Origin of the sequence: Listeria floridensis FSL S10-1187 (genome assembly GCF_000525875.1) — a bacterium.
GTDB lineage: Bacteria > Bacillota > Bacilli > Lactobacillales > Listeriaceae > Listeria > Listeria floridensis.
Map to the genome: position 1 here is coordinate 17,279 of NZ_AODF01000045.1, position 17,096 is coordinate 34,374.

12 protein-coding genes and 3 pseudogenes are annotated in these 17,096 nt (G+C 41.5%); all 15 read left to right on the top strand.

Annotated features, from left to right (window positions below; genetic code table 11):
- The first annotated feature begins 112 nt into the window (after nt 1–112).
- The 15 genes and pseudogenes from MFLO_RS14885 (at nt 113) to lgt (ending at nt 17,072) form a co-directional block, all read left to right on the top strand.
- On the top strand, nt 113–2,134 hold the full coding sequence (locus MFLO_RS14885; RefSeq protein ID WP_051993677.1) for an immunoglobulin-like domain-containing protein: 2,022 nt from the start codon (nt 113–115) through the stop codon (nt 2,132–2,134).
- A gap of 46 nt (nt 2,135–2,180) precedes the next feature.
- Nucleotides 2,181–2,489 (top strand): BspA family leucine-rich repeat surface protein, encoded by a 309-nt coding sequence (locus MFLO_RS17280; protein WP_036098497.1) that lies wholly within the window; start codon nt 2,181–2,183, stop codon nt 2,487–2,489.
- Between the two features lie 228 nt (nt 2,490–2,717).
- A pseudogene (locus MFLO_RS13280) lies at nt 2,718–3,021 on the top strand (ArsR/SmtB family transcription factor).
- 33 nt (nt 3,022–3,054) lie between these two features.
- Entirely contained in the window at nt 3,055–5,154 is a 2,100-nt protein-coding gene (locus MFLO_RS13285; RefSeq protein ID WP_036098498.1) for a heavy metal translocating P-type ATPase, read from the top strand.
- Between the two features lie 124 nt (nt 5,155–5,278).
- Nucleotides 5,279–5,659: a hypothetical protein gene (locus MFLO_RS13290; RefSeq protein WP_036098499.1), complete on the top strand. Its 381-nt coding sequence runs from the start codon at nt 5,279–5,281 to the stop codon at nt 5,657–5,659.
- Nucleotides 5,660–5,680: 21 nt separating this feature from the next.
- The gene (locus tag MFLO_RS13295; RefSeq protein WP_036098500.1) at nt 5,681–6,331 is read left to right on the top strand and encodes an HD domain-containing protein; all 651 of its coding nucleotides are present in this window, start codon (nt 5,681–5,683) and stop codon (nt 6,329–6,331) included.
- Nucleotides 6,332–6,346: 15 nt separating this feature from the next.
- Nucleotides 6,347–6,595: a CsbA family protein gene (locus MFLO_RS13300; protein WP_036098502.1), complete on the top strand. Its 249-nt coding sequence runs from the start codon at nt 6,347–6,349 to the stop codon at nt 6,593–6,595.
- 184 nt (nt 6,596–6,779) lie between these two features.
- Complete coding sequence (gene uvrB, locus MFLO_RS13305) at nt 6,780–8,753, top strand: excinuclease ABC subunit UvrB (RefSeq protein ID WP_036098503.1); 1,974 nt, start codon at nt 6,780–6,782, stop codon at nt 8,751–8,753.
- 7 nt (nt 8,754–8,760) lie between these two features.
- Nucleotides 8,761–11,629, top strand: a pseudogene (gene uvrA, locus MFLO_RS13310) (excinuclease ABC subunit UvrA).
- A gap of 186 nt (nt 11,630–11,815) precedes the next feature.
- Nucleotides 11,816–13,054, top strand: coding sequence for a DUF4097 family beta strand repeat-containing protein (locus MFLO_RS13315; protein WP_036098504.1), 1,239 nt, complete (start codon nt 11,816–11,818; stop codon nt 13,052–13,054).
- Between the two features lie 86 nt (nt 13,055–13,140).
- Nucleotides 13,141–14,403, top strand: coding sequence for a PspC domain-containing protein (locus MFLO_RS13320; protein ID WP_036098505.1), 1,263 nt, complete (start codon nt 13,141–13,143; stop codon nt 14,401–14,403).
- Nucleotides 14,404–14,447: 44 nt separating this feature from the next.
- Nucleotides 14,448–14,639 carry a PspC domain-containing protein gene (locus MFLO_RS13325; RefSeq protein WP_036098506.1) on the top strand — a complete coding sequence of 64 codons (192 nt, stop codon included), beginning with the start codon at nt 14,448–14,450 and terminating at the stop codon, nt 14,637–14,639.
- Nucleotides 14,640–14,649: 10 nt separating this feature from the next.
- Nucleotides 14,650–15,000 carry a phage holin family protein gene (locus MFLO_RS13330; RefSeq protein ID WP_036098507.1) on the top strand — a complete coding sequence of 117 codons (351 nt, stop codon included), beginning with the start codon at nt 14,650–14,652 and terminating at the stop codon, nt 14,998–15,000.
- A 168-nt stretch (nt 15,001–15,168) separates the two neighbouring features.
- Nucleotides 15,169–16,105 (top strand): annotated as a pseudogene (gene hprK / locus MFLO_RS13335) (HPr(Ser) kinase/phosphatase).
- 133 nt (nt 16,106–16,238) lie between these two features.
- Entirely contained in the window at nt 16,239–17,072 is an 834-nt protein-coding gene (lgt, locus tag MFLO_RS13340) for a prolipoprotein diacylglyceryl transferase (protein ID WP_036098509.1), read from the top strand.
- The last annotated feature ends 24 nt before the right edge of the window (nt 17,073–17,096 follow it).

A 17,096-nucleotide genomic window follows, 5' to 3' on the forward strand; every position in this document is an offset into this window, starting at 1 on the left:
CCCAAAGGATAGAAAATTTATGTGTGAAACTGGATTAGTTGATAAATAGTCACATTTTTCAGTAGTTTAATTTTGTATACTTAAGATAATGGAATAAAAAGGAGGGGAAAGAATGAAAGCGCTACAAGGGAAATGGCGGATTTATATGATGTTACTGATATTGATTATGAGTCAAGCCATACAAACAGGGAATGTATTAGCAAGCACAGCGATTGTGAAAGAAAATAAAGAAGTTGAAAAAGTGAAAATGACAGAAACGGAGGGGACAAATACAGAGTTATATATTGATCCATACATTTTTAAGGATATATATGTTACGGGTAGACAAAGTACGGAAATTAAAAGGGTTACGCTAGTGGTTAATAAAAAAGAACGAAATGAAGTCGCGGTGAAGGAAAATGGTAATTTTAAAATCTATGTAGCCCCATGGATTTTGAGCGCGAAGGATCAGGTAGAGATAATAGGAAAAACGGCGAGCGGAGAAGAAGTAACGCGTAAATATGTAAACATTCAGCCAATAGAACAAGATTTTGGCATAACCGTAAATCATTACACACTAGGAGAGTCAAAAATTGTCGGGACATATGGCAGTGACATTGCGAAAATTCGTCTGTTTGTAAATGGAAAAGTTGTTAAGCAAGCCGAAATGAGAGATGGTAGTTTCATAGTTGATGCAGAACAGTATATTATGGCAGCAGAAGACAAGGTAGAAATTATCGGTGTCGACGATGGATACTTTGAGCAAGCTAGACATACAGTTTCTGTATCGGAAGAAAAAATGACACGAGATGTTTTTACTTTTGGTGATGTATATATTACAGGAACACATGGAATAAGCATTGATAAGGTAGCGGTTTTTGTAAATGGGAAAGAACGAAATGAAGTTTCTGTGAAAGAAGGCGGCCTATATAAAATCTATGTAGAACCTTGGATTTTAAGTGGAAATGATCAAGTAGAAATTGTTGGTAGAACAGGAACTGGACAAGATGTTGCTCATCAAAAAGTTATAATGCAGGTGGGTAAGCAAGATTTCTCTGTATCAGTGGATGAGTATATGTATAAAGATCAGCAACTGACAGGGAGTTATGGTAAAGACATCAGTAAGGTCAGGCTTTTTGTGAATGGTGAGGTAGTTGCGCAAGCTATAACCAAAGAGGGGAAGTTTCAATTTGCGACCGCTGGACAGTTTATTAAGAGTTCAGAAGATCGAGTGGAAATTGTTGGTGTAGACAAAGGCTATCATGAACAGGCTCGCAAAGCAGTTTCATTGGATCAAGCGGGTTTTATCGGAAATGTTTCTTGGATATGGAAAAAAGAAACAAAAGAATTAGTGTTTAGCGGCGGAGAATTCACAGAAGACAATAGATTGCGCCAGATTTTACTTAAGTATAAGAATGCCAAGGTCATTCGATTTTCAGAAAAAGTACAATTTCCGAAAAACTGCTCGATGTTGTTTCAAAATATTGGTGATTTAGATTGCAAAATTGAAGGTGGTCAAAATATGGATATGTCACAAGTGTTAACGATGCAATCAATGTTTGATTCTTCCAATATAAAATCTATAGAAAGCCCTGTTTGGGATACTTCAAATGTTTCTGATATGTCGTATATGTTCAGATTTTCTAAAGCAGAGTATCTGGATTTAAGCGGATGGGATGTGTCAAATGTTAAAACAATGGAAGGAATGTTTTTCAGTTCAGGGGTTCAAGTTCTATTAGCTGAAAAGTGGAAACCTGTACAGGTAACTAATATGTCAAGCATGTTTGCGTGGACAAATTTTAAAGAATTAAAAATAAAAAATTGGGACACATCAAATGTTGAAACCATGCATTATATGTTCGGTGAGTTAGGTCCTCTTTCAAACGGAGGCGATTTTAAACTAGATCTTAGCGGTTGGAAAACATCAAAAGTAAAGAATATGAGCTATATGTTTGTTGCCGATGGTTCCATTATTGAAGATGCTTTTACACGCTTGTCGCTTAACTTAAAAGGTTGGGATGTTTCAGAAGTGAGAACAATGGAAAAAATGTTTGCCAAAATAATAATTAGCAATCAGGATTTTGATATTAGTGACTGGAATCCAGTAAAAGCAGAAAATATGTCATACATGTTTTTTTTACTCTACATTTGCTAATGTAAAACTCGATTTAAGTGGTTGGAATACTCCCAGCCTAGCAAATATGGAAAAAGCTTTTTATTCATTGGGTGCAGGTGAGCTTAATATTGCAAATTGGAATAGCTTAAACGTAACGAATATGAAAGAAGCTTTTTCGTATGCTTATTTGTCAACTTTAAAAATTGGAACTAACTTTAGGTTTGCAGGCGATTGTGGACTTCCTTGGTCACCTTACGAAGTAGATCCCCGACATGTGTATAGTTGGGAGTGTGAATCGAATTCAGACTGGGTTTATCACTCCACTGGGGAGTTTGTTAATAATTACGACGGAACGCAACCAGGCACGTATCATTGTATATTAAAAAAAGAATGATAATACAAGATTCTCTTGCAATCTTTTAATAGATTGCAAGAGTTTTTTTTGTTTAAATAAGTTTTTTTTAAAAAAAATCCTTGCAATTTTATCTGATATATATTAATATATGTGTATATTAACATATATTAATATATAAGAAAAACACAAGTCCTAAAGAGTTGCGCAAACCACTCTTTTCACGCTATCATATGAATATATGACCATATAGTAATGGAGTGAATCAAGATGGAAAATAAATCGGGACTTAATGAAGCAACCTTGCAAGACGTTACACAAATTTTTAAGGCGCTTTCGGACCCAACGCGTGTTCAAATTTTGAACTTGCTACAAGAACGAGAATACTCAGTAAACGAAATTGCACGGACACTAAGTTTTAATCAAACAACAGTTTCCCATCAACTGCGATTTTTAAAAAAATTTACGGCTCGTCAAATCGAGAAGAGAAGGAACAACCATCTTTTACTCACAAGACGATCATCACGTTCTTGAACTCTTAAAACAAGCCATTCATCACGTTGAACACCGTTAGGTAACGGCGCCGCTTTAGAAGGAGAGAATGAAAATGACTGAATATCGGCTTAATGGACTTTCATGTGCAGATTGCACGGACAAGCTAGAAAAAGAAATCCGCGGCTTGAAAAATGGGGCAGAAACGAAAATCTTCTACAATACAGCCAAACTTATCCTTCCAGATGGAGTTTCGCTTCCAGAAGTTGAGAAAATCCTTAAGACGGAAAATGTATCACTAATTCAGCCGGAAAAAGAAGGTGGGGATCACGACCATAGCCACGATAACGGAAATGATAAAAGATTACTAATACAGCTTGGAGTCTCAACCGTGATCCTTATTGCTGCACTAATATTTGGAGATAAAATGTCAGCACCCATTGCATTCTTCGTATTTTTAATCGCGGCAGGTCTAAGCGGATACCAGACATTCCTTAAAGGCTTGAAAAATCTTGTTAGTTTTAAATTCAATATTGATACACTGATGACAGTTGCCCTAGTTGGAGCTTTTGCGATCGGCGATTATAAAGAAGGAACCGTAGTTGCCATCCTTTTCGGTGTAAATGAGTATCTGGAAGGCTTCGGAATGCGCCAAGCGCGGAAGTCGATGGCAGAACTCCTCAAAGTAGCGCCAAAAACCGCAAACGTGATTCAAAATGGAGAAACCAAACAAATTCCAATTGCAGATTTACGTGTAAACGATATCGTTCTTATCCGTGCCGGTGAAAAAGTACCGTCTGATGCCGTCTTGATCGAAGGCAGCGGTTCATTTGACGAAGCGGCGATCACCGGCGAATCCATGCCGGTTGAAAAACAAGTCGGCGATGACTTATTCGGTGGTTCGATCAACAACGAAGGGACTATCCGAGCTCAAATTACAGCACTTTACAAAGATTCATCACTTGCTAAAATTCTTCATCTTGTGGAAGAAGCACAAGAAACGAAAACACCAACTGAATTGTTTATTGATAAATTTGCCCGCTACTATACGCCCGTTATCATGATTTTCGCTGTCATGATTGCGTTTGTACCACCACTTTTCTTCGGCGGAGATTACTCGAAATGGATTTATGAAGGCCTCGCAGTTCTTATTATCGGCTGCCCATGTGCCTTGATCCTTGCCTCGCCCGTTACGATCGTTTCAGGAATTACCCGCAGCGCCAAAAACGGTGTGTTGATTAAAGGCGGCGTATTCCTTGAGCAACTTAGCAAAATCAAACAAATTGCTTTTGATAAAACCGGAACACTTACAAAAGGAAAACCGGCAGTTGCCGATATGTACAGCTACGATGATAAAAACTTCCTCGACATTGTAGGCCGAATGGAAAGCGACTCACTCCATCCGATTGCAGGCGCGATTATGAGAGAAATTGAAAGCACTGGGAAAAAAGTTCAAAAAATGGATTCCCTACAAACCGTTGCCGGAAAAGGACTTGTCGGGAATTTGGATGGCGTGACTTACTTCATGGGAAGCGAAAGTCAGATTCCAGAGAAGGCATGGAATGACACTGCGCGGCGGGACGCCGCGAGCTTGAAACAATCCGGATTCACATTGGTTGTGACTTCAACAGAAGATCGGATTCTCGGCATGTTTGGTATCCGAGATGCCCTTCGTCCAGAAAGTCGCGAACTGATCGGCAACTTGCATGCACTTGGTGTCAATAACACAATTATGCTGACAGGGGATCACGCTAAGACAGCCGAAAAAGTAGCAGCAGAAATCGGAATTGACAGCTATTATGCTGATCTCTTGCCTGAAGAAAAACTGACACAAATTCAAAAAATCCAAGCCGAATCCGGCAAAGTTATGATGGTCGGAGATGGTATCAATGACTCGCCAGCCCTTGCAACCGCCGATCTTGGTATCGCGATGGGGAAAGGAACCGATAGTGCTATCGAAGTTGCTGACGTTGTCTTGATGCAAGACCACTTGCAGAAACTGCCGATCACGATCAAAATTGCGAAACGCGTTCACAAAATCGTTACTTTCAATATTGCATTTGCACTCGGTTTGAAAATCATTGCGCTTCTTTTGACACTTCCAGGAATCTTGACATTGTGGATGGCCATCATGGCTGACATGGGAGCGACCGTCGTAGTGACGCTGCTCGGACTTACAATTCTAATTCGGTCGAAAGAAGAAAAACAAAGCTAATTTTTTTCCAAAAAACGTCTTTTTGCTTTTCCTAATCGGAGGAGCAGAAGGACGTTTTTCAATCGAAAAGTCCAGCTTGATGTGGTAAAGTTAGATATAAATCAAAAAAATTGGGGGATTTTGCTTGAAAAATCTTACTTCCATCCAAAAAACACTGGTTATTGCCGGACTAGTCTCAATTCTCAGCGATGCTATTCTCGGAATTGTCTTCAATCAGTCACTTGCTGTTGTCGCTGTACTCGGCGTTATTCAGCTTATCCTAAGCCAAGCTGTGTGCTACATCTGGATTTACGCACCGCTCAAAGTCGAACAAACACGCCGAATGAAACTGTTCAGCTTGGGAATCGTCATCACGATCATCCTCGCAGCCTTGATTGCTTTTCTGGTCCCAGCGAACTTCAGATCGTATTCCGGCGCTATCATTGCTTTGCTTAGCTACGTAGGTGCTATCCTGATGCGAGAAGTAGAACATACAAATCCAGCGAACAAAAAAACAAAAGAATAAACAGGAAAAGGAGTGTTAACCATGGGCATTCATCAATATTTTCAAAGCTTATCCGATCTTGAGAACATTTACCGCTGTCCCGGAAAATTCAAATACCAAGAACACTCCGTTGCCGAACATTCTTTCAAAGTAACGAGTATTGCGCAGTTTTTTGGACACGTTGAAGAGCAGGCAGGAAATAAGGTGGATTGGCGCGCGCTTTATGAACGAGCACTGAATCACGATTATTCCGAGCTTTTTATCGGTGATATCAAAACACCCGTTAAATATGCGACCGCTGAACTTCGTGCGATGCTTTCAGAAGTCGAAGAAAGCATGACTCAGAATTTCATCGAACGTGAAATTCCCGCACAGTTTCAAGAGATTTATCGGCATTTGCTAAAAGAAGGAAAAGACGAAACATTAGAAGGGCGAATTTTGGCTATCGCTGATAAAGTGGACTTGCTGTATGAGTCATTCGGTGAAATTCAAAAAGGCAATCCCGAGCCGGTTTTCGTTGAAATATACAGTGAAGCGCTGGCGACGATTTACCAGTATCGCGACATGGCAAGCGTCAAATATTTTCTCGCTGAGATCTTACCTGATATGCTGCGTGAAAAAAGCATTCGCACTACTGATTTGCCGAAACTAACCACAGATATTCGGGAAAATGCTATAAAAAAAACGAACTAAAGGGAGGGAAAGCAGATGTTCGATCAAATTTTGTCGGCCTTCTTTTTCCCTGGTTTGTTAGTCATCTTGTTTGCTCGAATCACTTATAACCGCTATGTTGCGCTGATCTTAATGGTGATTCTAATTGCTGCAAGTGTGAAGCTCGGCTATACCAGTACAATCTGGCTTATCATCATTGATGCCATTTCGATGACAGCCGGCTTTGCAGCGGCTACTGTGATGCTTCGGCGGCTTAAGGCAAAAGAAGAGCACATGGATAGGTGAGAGCATTGAAGAGTGGTAAAATAAGAAGAACAGAAAAACGTGATCCATCGTGATGACGTTTTTTTCTGTTCTCAAATAAAGCGAAAATATGTTCGGTTTTTGCTAGGAGAATAAAAAAATTTATGGTAAAATAGAAGAGCTATTATGAGAGAATGATATTTCAGTAGGAATGGAGGAATCGACATTGACTGATAAATTTGAACTGGTTTCAGAATATAAGCCGTCAGGAGACCAGCCGAGAGCGATTGAGAGATTGGTTGCTGGGCTTAATAAAGGACTCAAACACCAAACCCTGCTAGGTGCAACCGGAACAGGGAAAACGTTTACGGTGTCGAATGTCATTCAAGAAGTGAACAAACCTACGCTTATCATGGCCCACAATAAAACACTTGCGGGTCAGTTATACAGCGAATTTAAAGAGTTTTTTCCGAATAACGCTGTTGAATATTTTGTAAGTTATTATGACTATTACCAACCTGAGGCTTACGTTCCTCAAAGTGATACTTATATTGAAAAAGATGCGAGCATCAATGATGAAATTGATAAATTACGTCACTCGGCTACGGCCAGTCTTTTTGAACGGCGCGATGTTATTATCATTGCCAGTGTCTCTTGCATTTATGGCTTAGGTGCGCCGGAAGAGTACGGCAAGCTACTCGTGTCGCTTCGAACTGGAATGGAAATGAGCCGCGATCACTTGTTGCGCCGCTTGGTTGACATCCAGTATGATCGTAATGACATTGATTTCCAGCGCGGTCGTTTTCGTGTGCGCGGCGATGTCGTTGAAATTTTCCCAGCTTCACGTGATGAACATTGTGTTCGCGTTGAGTTTTTCGGGGATGAGATCGAACGCATTCGTGAAGTAGATGCGCTAACTGGAGAAATTATCGGTGATCGAGACCATGTTTCGATCTTCCCAGCTTCTCACTTTGTGACGAGCCCTGATATTATGAAAAAAGCAATTGTGAACATCAAACAAGAACTTGCAGATCGCTTAAAAGAACTGCGAGATGACAATAAACTGCTTGAAGCACAGCGTCTTGAACAACGTACCAATTATGATCTTGAAATGATGGAAGAGATGGGTTACTGCTCTGGAATTGAAAACTATTCGCGCCATCTTGCACTCCGTGCACCTGGCTCAACGCCTTATACACTGCTTGATTACTTCCCAGATGATTTTCAAATCGTGATTGACGAATCACACGTTACGATGCCACAAATTCGGGGGATGTATAACGGCGACCAAGCAAGAAAGCAAATGCTTGTTGATCACGGTTTCAGATTGCCGTCCGCGCTTGATAATCGTCCGCTTCGGCTTGAGGAATTTGAAGAACATGTTAATCAAATTATGTATATTTCAGCAACACCAGGTCCGTATGAACTCGAGCATAATCCAGATGTGATTGAACAAATCATCCGTCCGACAGGGCTACTTGATCCAATCGTTGAAATACGTCCAATTGAAGGTCAGATTGATGACTTGATTGATGAAATTAATGAGCGTGTTGGTAAAGACGAACGTGTCCTTGTCACGACGCTTACGAAGAAAATGTCAGAGGATCTAACCGATTATCTGAAAGAAGCTGGCATCAAAGTACAGTACCTGCATTCCGAGGTTAAAACACTTGAACGGATTGAAATCATTCGTGATCTACGACTTGGTGTCTTTGATGTGCTTGTCGGAATCAACTTACTCCGTGAAGGAATCGACTTGCCGGAAGTTTCGCTTGTTGCCATTCTCGATGCCGATAAAGAAGGCTTTCTTCGCTCTGAACGTTCACTCATTCAAACGATGGGACGTGCGGCGCGTAATGAACACGGTAAAGTTATCATGTATGCAGATAATATGACGGATTCAATGCGCAAATCAATTGATGAAACCGAACGGCGTCGTCAAATACAAGAAGCTTATAATGAAGAACACGGTATCGTACCGAAAACTATTCGAAAAGAAATTCGCGGTGTTATTGCAGCAACTACCGCTGTAGAAGGCGGAGAAGAAAAACTGCAAGATTTGAGCAAGCTTACAAAACAAGAACGCGGTCAGCTGATCGAAGATATGGAACACGAAATGAAGGCTGCTGCAAAAGCGCTTGACTTTGAACGTGCATCTGAACTTCGCGATGCACTCTTAGAACTGAAAGCGGAAGGATGAAGCAAATTTGAAGAAAGATAAGATTGTTATTCAAGGAGCAAGAGCTCATAACTTAAAAAATATCGATGTAGAAATCCCACGTGATAAGCTGATCGTCATGACCGGCTTATCTGGTTCTGGGAAGTCATCGCTTGCCTTCGACACCATTTATGCGGAAGGGCAGCGCCGCTATGTCGAGTCTCTTTCTGCCTATGCTCGGCAGTTTTTGGGGCAAATGGATAAGCCGGATGTTGACTTGATTGAAGGACTCAGCCCAGCCATTTCGATTGACCAAAAAACAACTAGTCGAAATCCGCGATCGACGGTTGGAACCGTAACGGAAATTCACGACTATCTGCGCTTGCTTTATGCGCGAGTTGGTCATCCAATTTGTCCAAACCACGGTATCGAAATTACTTCACAAACGATTGAGCAAATGGTAGATCGTGTAATGGAATATCCAGAAAAAACACGCATCCAAGTAATGGCACCAGTCGTTTCCGGGAAAAAAGGCACGCATAAGAAAACGTTTGAAGAAATAAAAAAAACAAGGCTATGTTCGGATTCGCGTTGATGGAGAAGTATACGACGTGAATGATGAACTGGAACTTGAAAAAAATAAGAAGCACTCCATTGAAATCATCATTGATCGAATTGTGATTAAAGAAGGGATTCATTCTCGACTGTATGACTCGCTCGAATCAGCACTTAAACTTGCTGATGGTTATGCGATTGTGGATGTGATGGGCGAAAAAGAACTTCTATTCAGCGAACATTATGCTTGCCCGTATTGTGGTTTTTCGGTAGGCGAACTTGAACCGCGTATGTTTTCATTTAATAGTCCGTTCGGTGCTTGCCCAACTTGCGATGGACTTGGAACGAAGCTTGAAGTGGATATTGATACAGTTATCCCAGATACTTCACTTTCGTTAAATGAAGGTGCGATTTTACCTTGGAAACCAATCAGCTCGCAGTACTATCCACAGATGCTGGCTTCGGCGTGCAAAGAATTCGGGATTGACATGGATACACCGTTTGAAAAGCTGTCAAAGGCTGACAAAGACATTGTTTTACGTGGATCTGGCGATAAAGAGTTTTACTTTGAATATAAAAATGACTTTGGAATGACACGTGAAACGTGGATGAAATTTGAAGGGATTTTGCCGAATATTGAACGGCGGTATCGCGAAACGAATTCTGATTTTACACGTGACCAAATGGCGCAATATATGACAAATCTGCCATGTCCGACTTGCCATGGCTACCGACTTAAAGAAGAAGCTTTAGCGGTGAAAGTGGAAGGAAAACACCTTGGCGAAATCAGCAATTATTCGATTACGGAAGGGCTCAATTTCTTTGAAGATCTAGAGCTGTCGGAGAAGGAAACTCAAATTGCTGCACCCATTTTAAAGGAAGTCCGCAATCGGCTTGGATTTTTAAATAACGTCGGTTTGAATTATTTATCGCTTAGTCGAGCAGCGGGGACGCTTTCGGGAGGGGAAGCACAGCGAATTAGGCTTGCGACGCAAATTGGATCGAAGCTGACAGGCGTGCTTTACATTTTGGATGAACCGTCGATTGGATTGCATCAGCGGGATAATGACCGCTTGGTTGATACGCTTCAAGGAATGCGCGACATTGGGAATACGCTGATCGTGGTCGAACACGATGAAGATACGATGATGGCGGCGGATTATTTGATTGATATCGGGCCGGGCGCTGGCGAACATGGCGGTGAAATTGTTGCGGCGGGAACGCCAAAAGAGGTTGCGTCGAATGAAAATTCAATTACGGGCGCATATTTGTCTGGCAAAAAGTTTATCCCAGTGCCGAATAAACGCCGTAAGGGGAATGGAAATAAACTTGAAATTATTGGAGCAGAAGCAAATAATTTGAAGAATGTTTCAGTGGATATTCCTCTTGGAACGTTCACTTGTGTGACGGGAGTTTCGGGGTCTGGTAAAAGCTCGCTTGTAAATGAAGTATTGCGTAAAGCGCTATCGCGCAAACTAAATCGTGCGAATGCCAAACCGGGTCCACATAAAGAAATTAAAGGTATCGAACATCTTGAAAAGATTATTGATATTGATCAGTCGCCGATTGGGCGGACGCCGCGCTCGAATCCAGCAACGTACACAGGCGCATTTGATGATATTCGTGATTTGTTTTCGGCGACGAATGAAGCGAAAGTTCGCGGTTACAAGAAAGGGCGCTTCAGTTTTAATGTGAAAGGCGGACGTTGTGAAGCTTGTAAGGGCGATGGCATCATAAAAATTGAGATGCATTTCTTGCCGGATGTGTATGTTCCATGCGAAATATGCCACGGACAACGCTACAATAGCGAAACGTTAGATATTCGCTATAAAGGAAAGAATATTGCTGAAGTGCTTGACATGACAGTTGAGGAAGGGCTTGAGTTCTTCCAAAATCAACCGAAAATTGCTCGGAAACTGCAAACGATTGTGGATGTTGGACTCGGATACATTCGACTTGGGCAGCCAGCAACGACATTGTCAGGTGGGGAAGCGCAGCGCGTCAAGCTTGCATCGGAGCTGCATAAGCGTAGCAATGGTAAATCGTTTTACATTTTAGATGAACCGACAACTGGGCTGCACGTGGATGATATTGGACGGTTACTAGGTGTATTGCAGCGGCTTGTCGATGAAAATGGGGATACTGTGCTTGTAATTGAGCATAATTTAGATGTGATTAAACAAGCGGATTATTTGATTGACCTCGGACCAGAAGGCGGAGATGGCGGCGGTCAAATTATTGCGAAGGGCACTCCCGAAAAGGTTGCCGCTTCAAAAAAATCGTATACTGGGAAATATTTGAAACCGATTCTTGAACGCGATAAAGAACGCATGAAGGAAAAGGTGAAGCAGAAGGAAAAATAGATTTGTTAGGCTCGATCAGATGTGAAGTCTGATCGAGCTTTTCTTTTCCCCCCAAAAGTCTAAAGAAAGAATCGTTCTTAGGTTGTATGACAGATTTTAGTGAATGCGTCATAATGGAAGTATAATAAATGACGATATTAATGACTTGGGAAATTGATAAATGAATAACTAATGGAGGGAAAAACGATGGAAAACGAACGTAAACGTATTTTGGAACTCGTTAAACAAGGTGTTATTTCTACGGATGAAGCACTCACACTGCTTGAAAATATTTCGAAAAAAGAAGGAAAGAGCGCAGCTTCGGAAAATATTCGCAAAGCAGAGCGCGGCGAAGATGTGAAGCCGGAAGAAGAAAGTGAAAGCGGATATGATTATTCGCAAGGCTGGAACACGAAGGGAAATCCTTATCGCGGCGGCGAAGCGAAAAAAGCACGTCCTACGGCTGAGGAAAAAGCAAAGCGCGAAGAGAAAGCACGAGTGGATAAAGAGAAACGCGAAGAATCAATGAAGAATGTGATGAATGATTTGTCTCAAGCTGGAGAAAAATTAGGATCATTTCTGAGTAGCGCCTTCAATCAAGTAAAAGATATGCCATTTCCGTTTTTAACATCAACAAAAATAGAACGTGAATTTGTTTACCACGATACAACACTATCGATTTTAGAATTTGAAGTAGCCAACGGGAACATTGAATTCAAGCCTTCGGAAAATGATGATATCCGCGTTCACGCGATGATTAAACTCTTTAAAGAATATCCAGAAGAAGAAGCAATGAAAATCTTCTTTGACCGCACAACGCTTCGCGTGGACGAAGAAACGCTTCGCTTTGAATCTAAATCGAAACAAATTGTAACGAATTTGACGGTATACTTGCCGCGTCGCGAGTATGATTATGTATCTGTCAAAATTTTAAATGGAAACTTCCACATTGATGAACTGCTTGGCCGCGACTTGTTTGCGAAAACGACGAATGGAAATATCAGCGTCGGAACGCTTCAAGCAACGCTTGCTGAGATTGAATCAGTGAATGGTAATGTTCGTGTGCAAAACGGGAATGTTCGTGACGTTTCGCTTAAAACGTTTAATGGAAATGTGGCGCTTAAGGGTGACTTTTATTCAAGCAATATGATGACGAAAAACGGTAATGTCAGATACCAGTTGGAAGCGCCGAATGCGACTTTCTTGAAAGCAAAAACGGGTGCCGGAAACATTGAAGTGATTGTACCGAAAGAAAGCGGCCTTGATGGACGTCTTCACACGAATCTCGGTAAAATTCTTCTTGATGTAAAGGAAGCTGAGGTGCTCGATTCGAAGGCAGAATCGGTTAACAAATCGATGGTGTTTACGAAACTAGGAAGTGCAAATGCACTTAAAATTGAAGCGGAAGCGACTACTGGAAATGTGAAGGTTCGCGACTTTAAGTAAGGGGTATAGGTTGGGGAAAGGGCGTTTCGGCGGCTCGTTTCCCCATTTTGAACAAAGACTTTTAAAACAGAAAGGAAGCACGAGCCATGGAGAAAAAATTAAGAAGATCGCGTGTTGATCGGAAAGTCGGCGGTGTATTTGGCGGAATTTCAGAATACACGGGGATTGATGCTACGATTTTACGGCTTGTCTTCATCATTATCGCCATCTTTACGATGAAAACTGGAATTGCGATCGTTGCTTATATTATTGCCTTGTTTGTGATTCCTTCAAGCAATATGAATAATGATGAGGTTCGCGCCGAATTTAGAAAACGGCAAGATGAAAAAGCTCGCTATGTCAGCGAACGCCGCAAGGAACGGTTTGACCGCATGGATGAAAAAATGACGCGTAAGCAGGAACAGTTTGAACGTCATTTGCATAAAAATGAAAAAATGCGCCCGCAGCATTCGCCAAAGCCACCGTTACATCACGGTAAATCCGCTCACAATCGTAGCACTGCAAGCACGCCGCGGCAGCGTCCAACGCGCGAATTTACGTTTGATGCAACGACGTTTACTGCAATGAAAGTTCAAATTGCAACGGGAGATGTAAGCTTCCGTGTTTGGGATAAGGATGAAATGAAGATGCGAGTCGTTCTTGCTGTTCATGAAAAGGCACGCTCGATTCGTCAGCTTAGCGAGGATAAAATCTGGGACTACTTCTTTAGTCAAACCATGCTCGATATTGGACCGGGACAATTTGTTTTTGAATCGAAGAAAGATATTTTGAAAACGGATATTGTCTTTACGATTCCAAAACGGTTATATGAACAAGTGAAGATTCAATTGTTAAATGGAAACTTGAAATTTGATGATATTTCAGTGGAGGACACGATTATTAAGATTAAGCACGGTGATCTTCGCTCGGCAGGAGCAAGCGGGAAATTCTTGAGCGCGGACCTTCAAGACGGCGAGATTTATTTTAAACGTGCAAGTATTGAAAATCTTGATTTGACCACGCTTAAGGGCGATGTGGTTGTGGACGGAAACCTGCTTACAACAGTTGCTAAGACAAAGCTTGGCGACGTTGAATACATTCTGCAAAATGATACGGCAACATCTGCTGATCTTAAAGCGCCTGCCGGAGATATTCGCATCCAGATTCCCGCATCGTGGAACGTGGATGGGACGCTTGGCACGAAACGTGAAAAGATTTATTTTGATCTGAAAAACGCAAAGGTTTGGGATGAATCAAACGAGGCGCTTGTTTTTACTCAAAATGCAGAAGAAATCAGCAATGCAACTTTGCAGGCTAAGGTCGAAAACGGTATTATTAAAGTAACTGAATTAGAACGAACACAAGTTTGAAATAAAACGAGTTAAACTTTTATAAAGAAAGCGAGGGAAAAGCTATGCGTAAATTAACGAAATCATCCGATCAGAAAATGATTGCCGGAGTGTGTGGCGGGATTGCGGAGTACTTTGGTATTGAAGTGACATGGGTGCGCTTGATCTGGGCTGTAATCTCTTTGTTTGCCGGCTCAGGAATCATTCTTTATATCTTAGCGGCAATTATTATGCCGAAAGAAGAAGGATGGGAGTGATTAAAGTACAATGCGTTGGATAATAGGTGTTCTTATTAATGCTGCTTTATTTGTAGCCATGTCGGGGTTCTTTTCGAGCTTCCACGTAGATGGATTTACAACGGCGATTATCGCGAGCTTTATTTTAGCAATTTTAAATATGCTCGTGCGTCCGTTCTTGTTCATTCTTACTTTACCGATCAACATTTTGACGCTCGGGTTATTCACCTTCGTTGTGAATGCCATTATGCTTGAGCTGACAACTTACTTTATGGGAAGCTCATTTAGTATTGACGGTTTTGGAACTGCACTTTTAATAGCAGCAATAATGGCATTTGCCAATATGATTATTAATTCCGTTTTATGGGATGATAAGAAATAACTATGAAAAACAGCCTGATTTTTTTAGGGCTGTTTTTTGTTTGCAAAGCAAGACAAATTTTGTTGGAAAATGACAGTTTCAGCGGGAAAAGCATAAATAAGACTACTCGAACAGTAAGAGAAGTGGTAAAATGAAGAAAATAAAAACAACCTGTATGGAGGTAATTGAATGACGAAATCTGTGACGGTAAAGGAACTGATGGAGCGGCTTAATTTAGAACTTGTCTGTGCAGACGAAGGGTTAGACCGTCCGATTTTAACGAGTGACTTGTCGCGACCGGGCCTTGAACTAACCGGCTTTTTTTCCTATTACCCGGAAGATCGTGTGCAACTATTTGGAATGACAGAAATTTCTTTTTCAGAAGGAATGGAACCCGAGGAACGGCTGAAAAGATACCGCCAAATGTGTACGCGTCGAACACCAGCTTTTGTTGTGTCGCGTAATCTGGAAACACCAAAGGAACTGATTCAAGCTGCAAGTGAAGCGGGCATTCCGGTGCTACGCTCGCGCCTGAAAACGACGCGGCTTTCTGTTTATATTACGAACTACTTAGAGAGTAAACTTGCACCTGTTATTTCGAAGCACGGGGTTCTCGTTGACATTTATGGGTTGGGTGTACTCATTACTGGAAACAGCGGTGTTGGGAAAAGTGAAACGGCGCTTGAACTTGTGAAACGCGGGCATCGCCTTGTTGCAGATGATAATGTGGAGATCAGAAAAGAAGATGAACTTTCGCTGATCGGCTCTTCACCAGAAATTATCGAGCATTTGCTGGAAATTCGCGGGCTCGGCATTATTAATGTGATGACGCTTTTTGGAGCGGGAGCTGTGCGTTCAAGTAAAAAAAATTACGCTTGTTGTGCATCTTGAAAATTGGGACCCGGAAAAACATTACGATCGTGTCGGATTGGATGAAGAAAAAACGCGGATTTTTGATATGGATGTTCCGAAAATCACGGTACCTGTTCGTCCAGGCCGAAATTTGTCTGTTATTATCGAAGTAGCAGCAATGAACTTCCGTCTGAAAAACATGGGGTATAATGCGGCGGAACGTTTCACGAGTGACCTTAACAATTTGATCAGCCACAACAGTATGAATGATTGAACAGGCTATTGCTTCTAAGATCAATGTAAGGGAAGAAAGTTGGCTCTGGTGTTTCAGGGGCTAGCTTCTTTCTTTTTTTACTCAAAAAAGGTACAATCAATAACGAAGCTTGTTCAATGAAAGTGGGGTATAAATGGAAAATCAAATTAAACCGCTTGACCCGGTTGCACTCGAGCTTGGCGGGTTGTCAATCAAATGGTACGGGGTCATTATAGCATGCGGTGTTGTTATTGCGCTGTTACTCGCGCTTCGTGAATCTTCGAAACGCGGACTTGATAAAGATTTATTTGTTGATTTGCTTATCTGGGCCATTCCAATTTCAATTATTTCAGCACGAATTTACTATGTTATTTTCGAGTGGGACTTTTATAAGAACAACCTTGGCGAAATTCCCAAAATTTGGCACGGGGGTATCGCCATATATGGAGCACTGATCGGTGCAGTATTAACGGCAATTATTTTTGCACGTGTCAAGAAAATTTCATTTTGGCAGTTAGCTGATATTGCGGCTCCAAGTCTTTTGATTGCTCAAGCCATTGGCAGATGGGGCAACTTTATGAATCAAGAAGCACATGGCTCGGAAACAACACGTGCGTTTCTGGAAGGACTTCACTTGCCAAACTTTATTGTGAATCAAATGTATATTGATGGTACATATTATCAACCGACATTCCTTTATGAAAGCCTTTGGAATGTGCTCGGCTTTGTTATTTTGTTAATCTTGCGGCGAACTAAAATTCGTCGTGGTGAAATGTTTTTAGGTTATGTAATCTGGTATTCATTCGGTCGTTTCTTCGTCGAAGGTATGCGGACAGACAGCTTGATGTGGGGAGATTTTCGTGTTTCGCAGGTGCTTGCTGTGGTGCTTGTTATTGCTGCGCTTGCACTCGTTGTTTATCGCCGAATGAAGATAGATCCGCCTTATTACTTGGCTGATAAATACGGGAAAACGCCGAAAAGAAAATAGTTCAGAAAACAGGAAAGGGTGTAG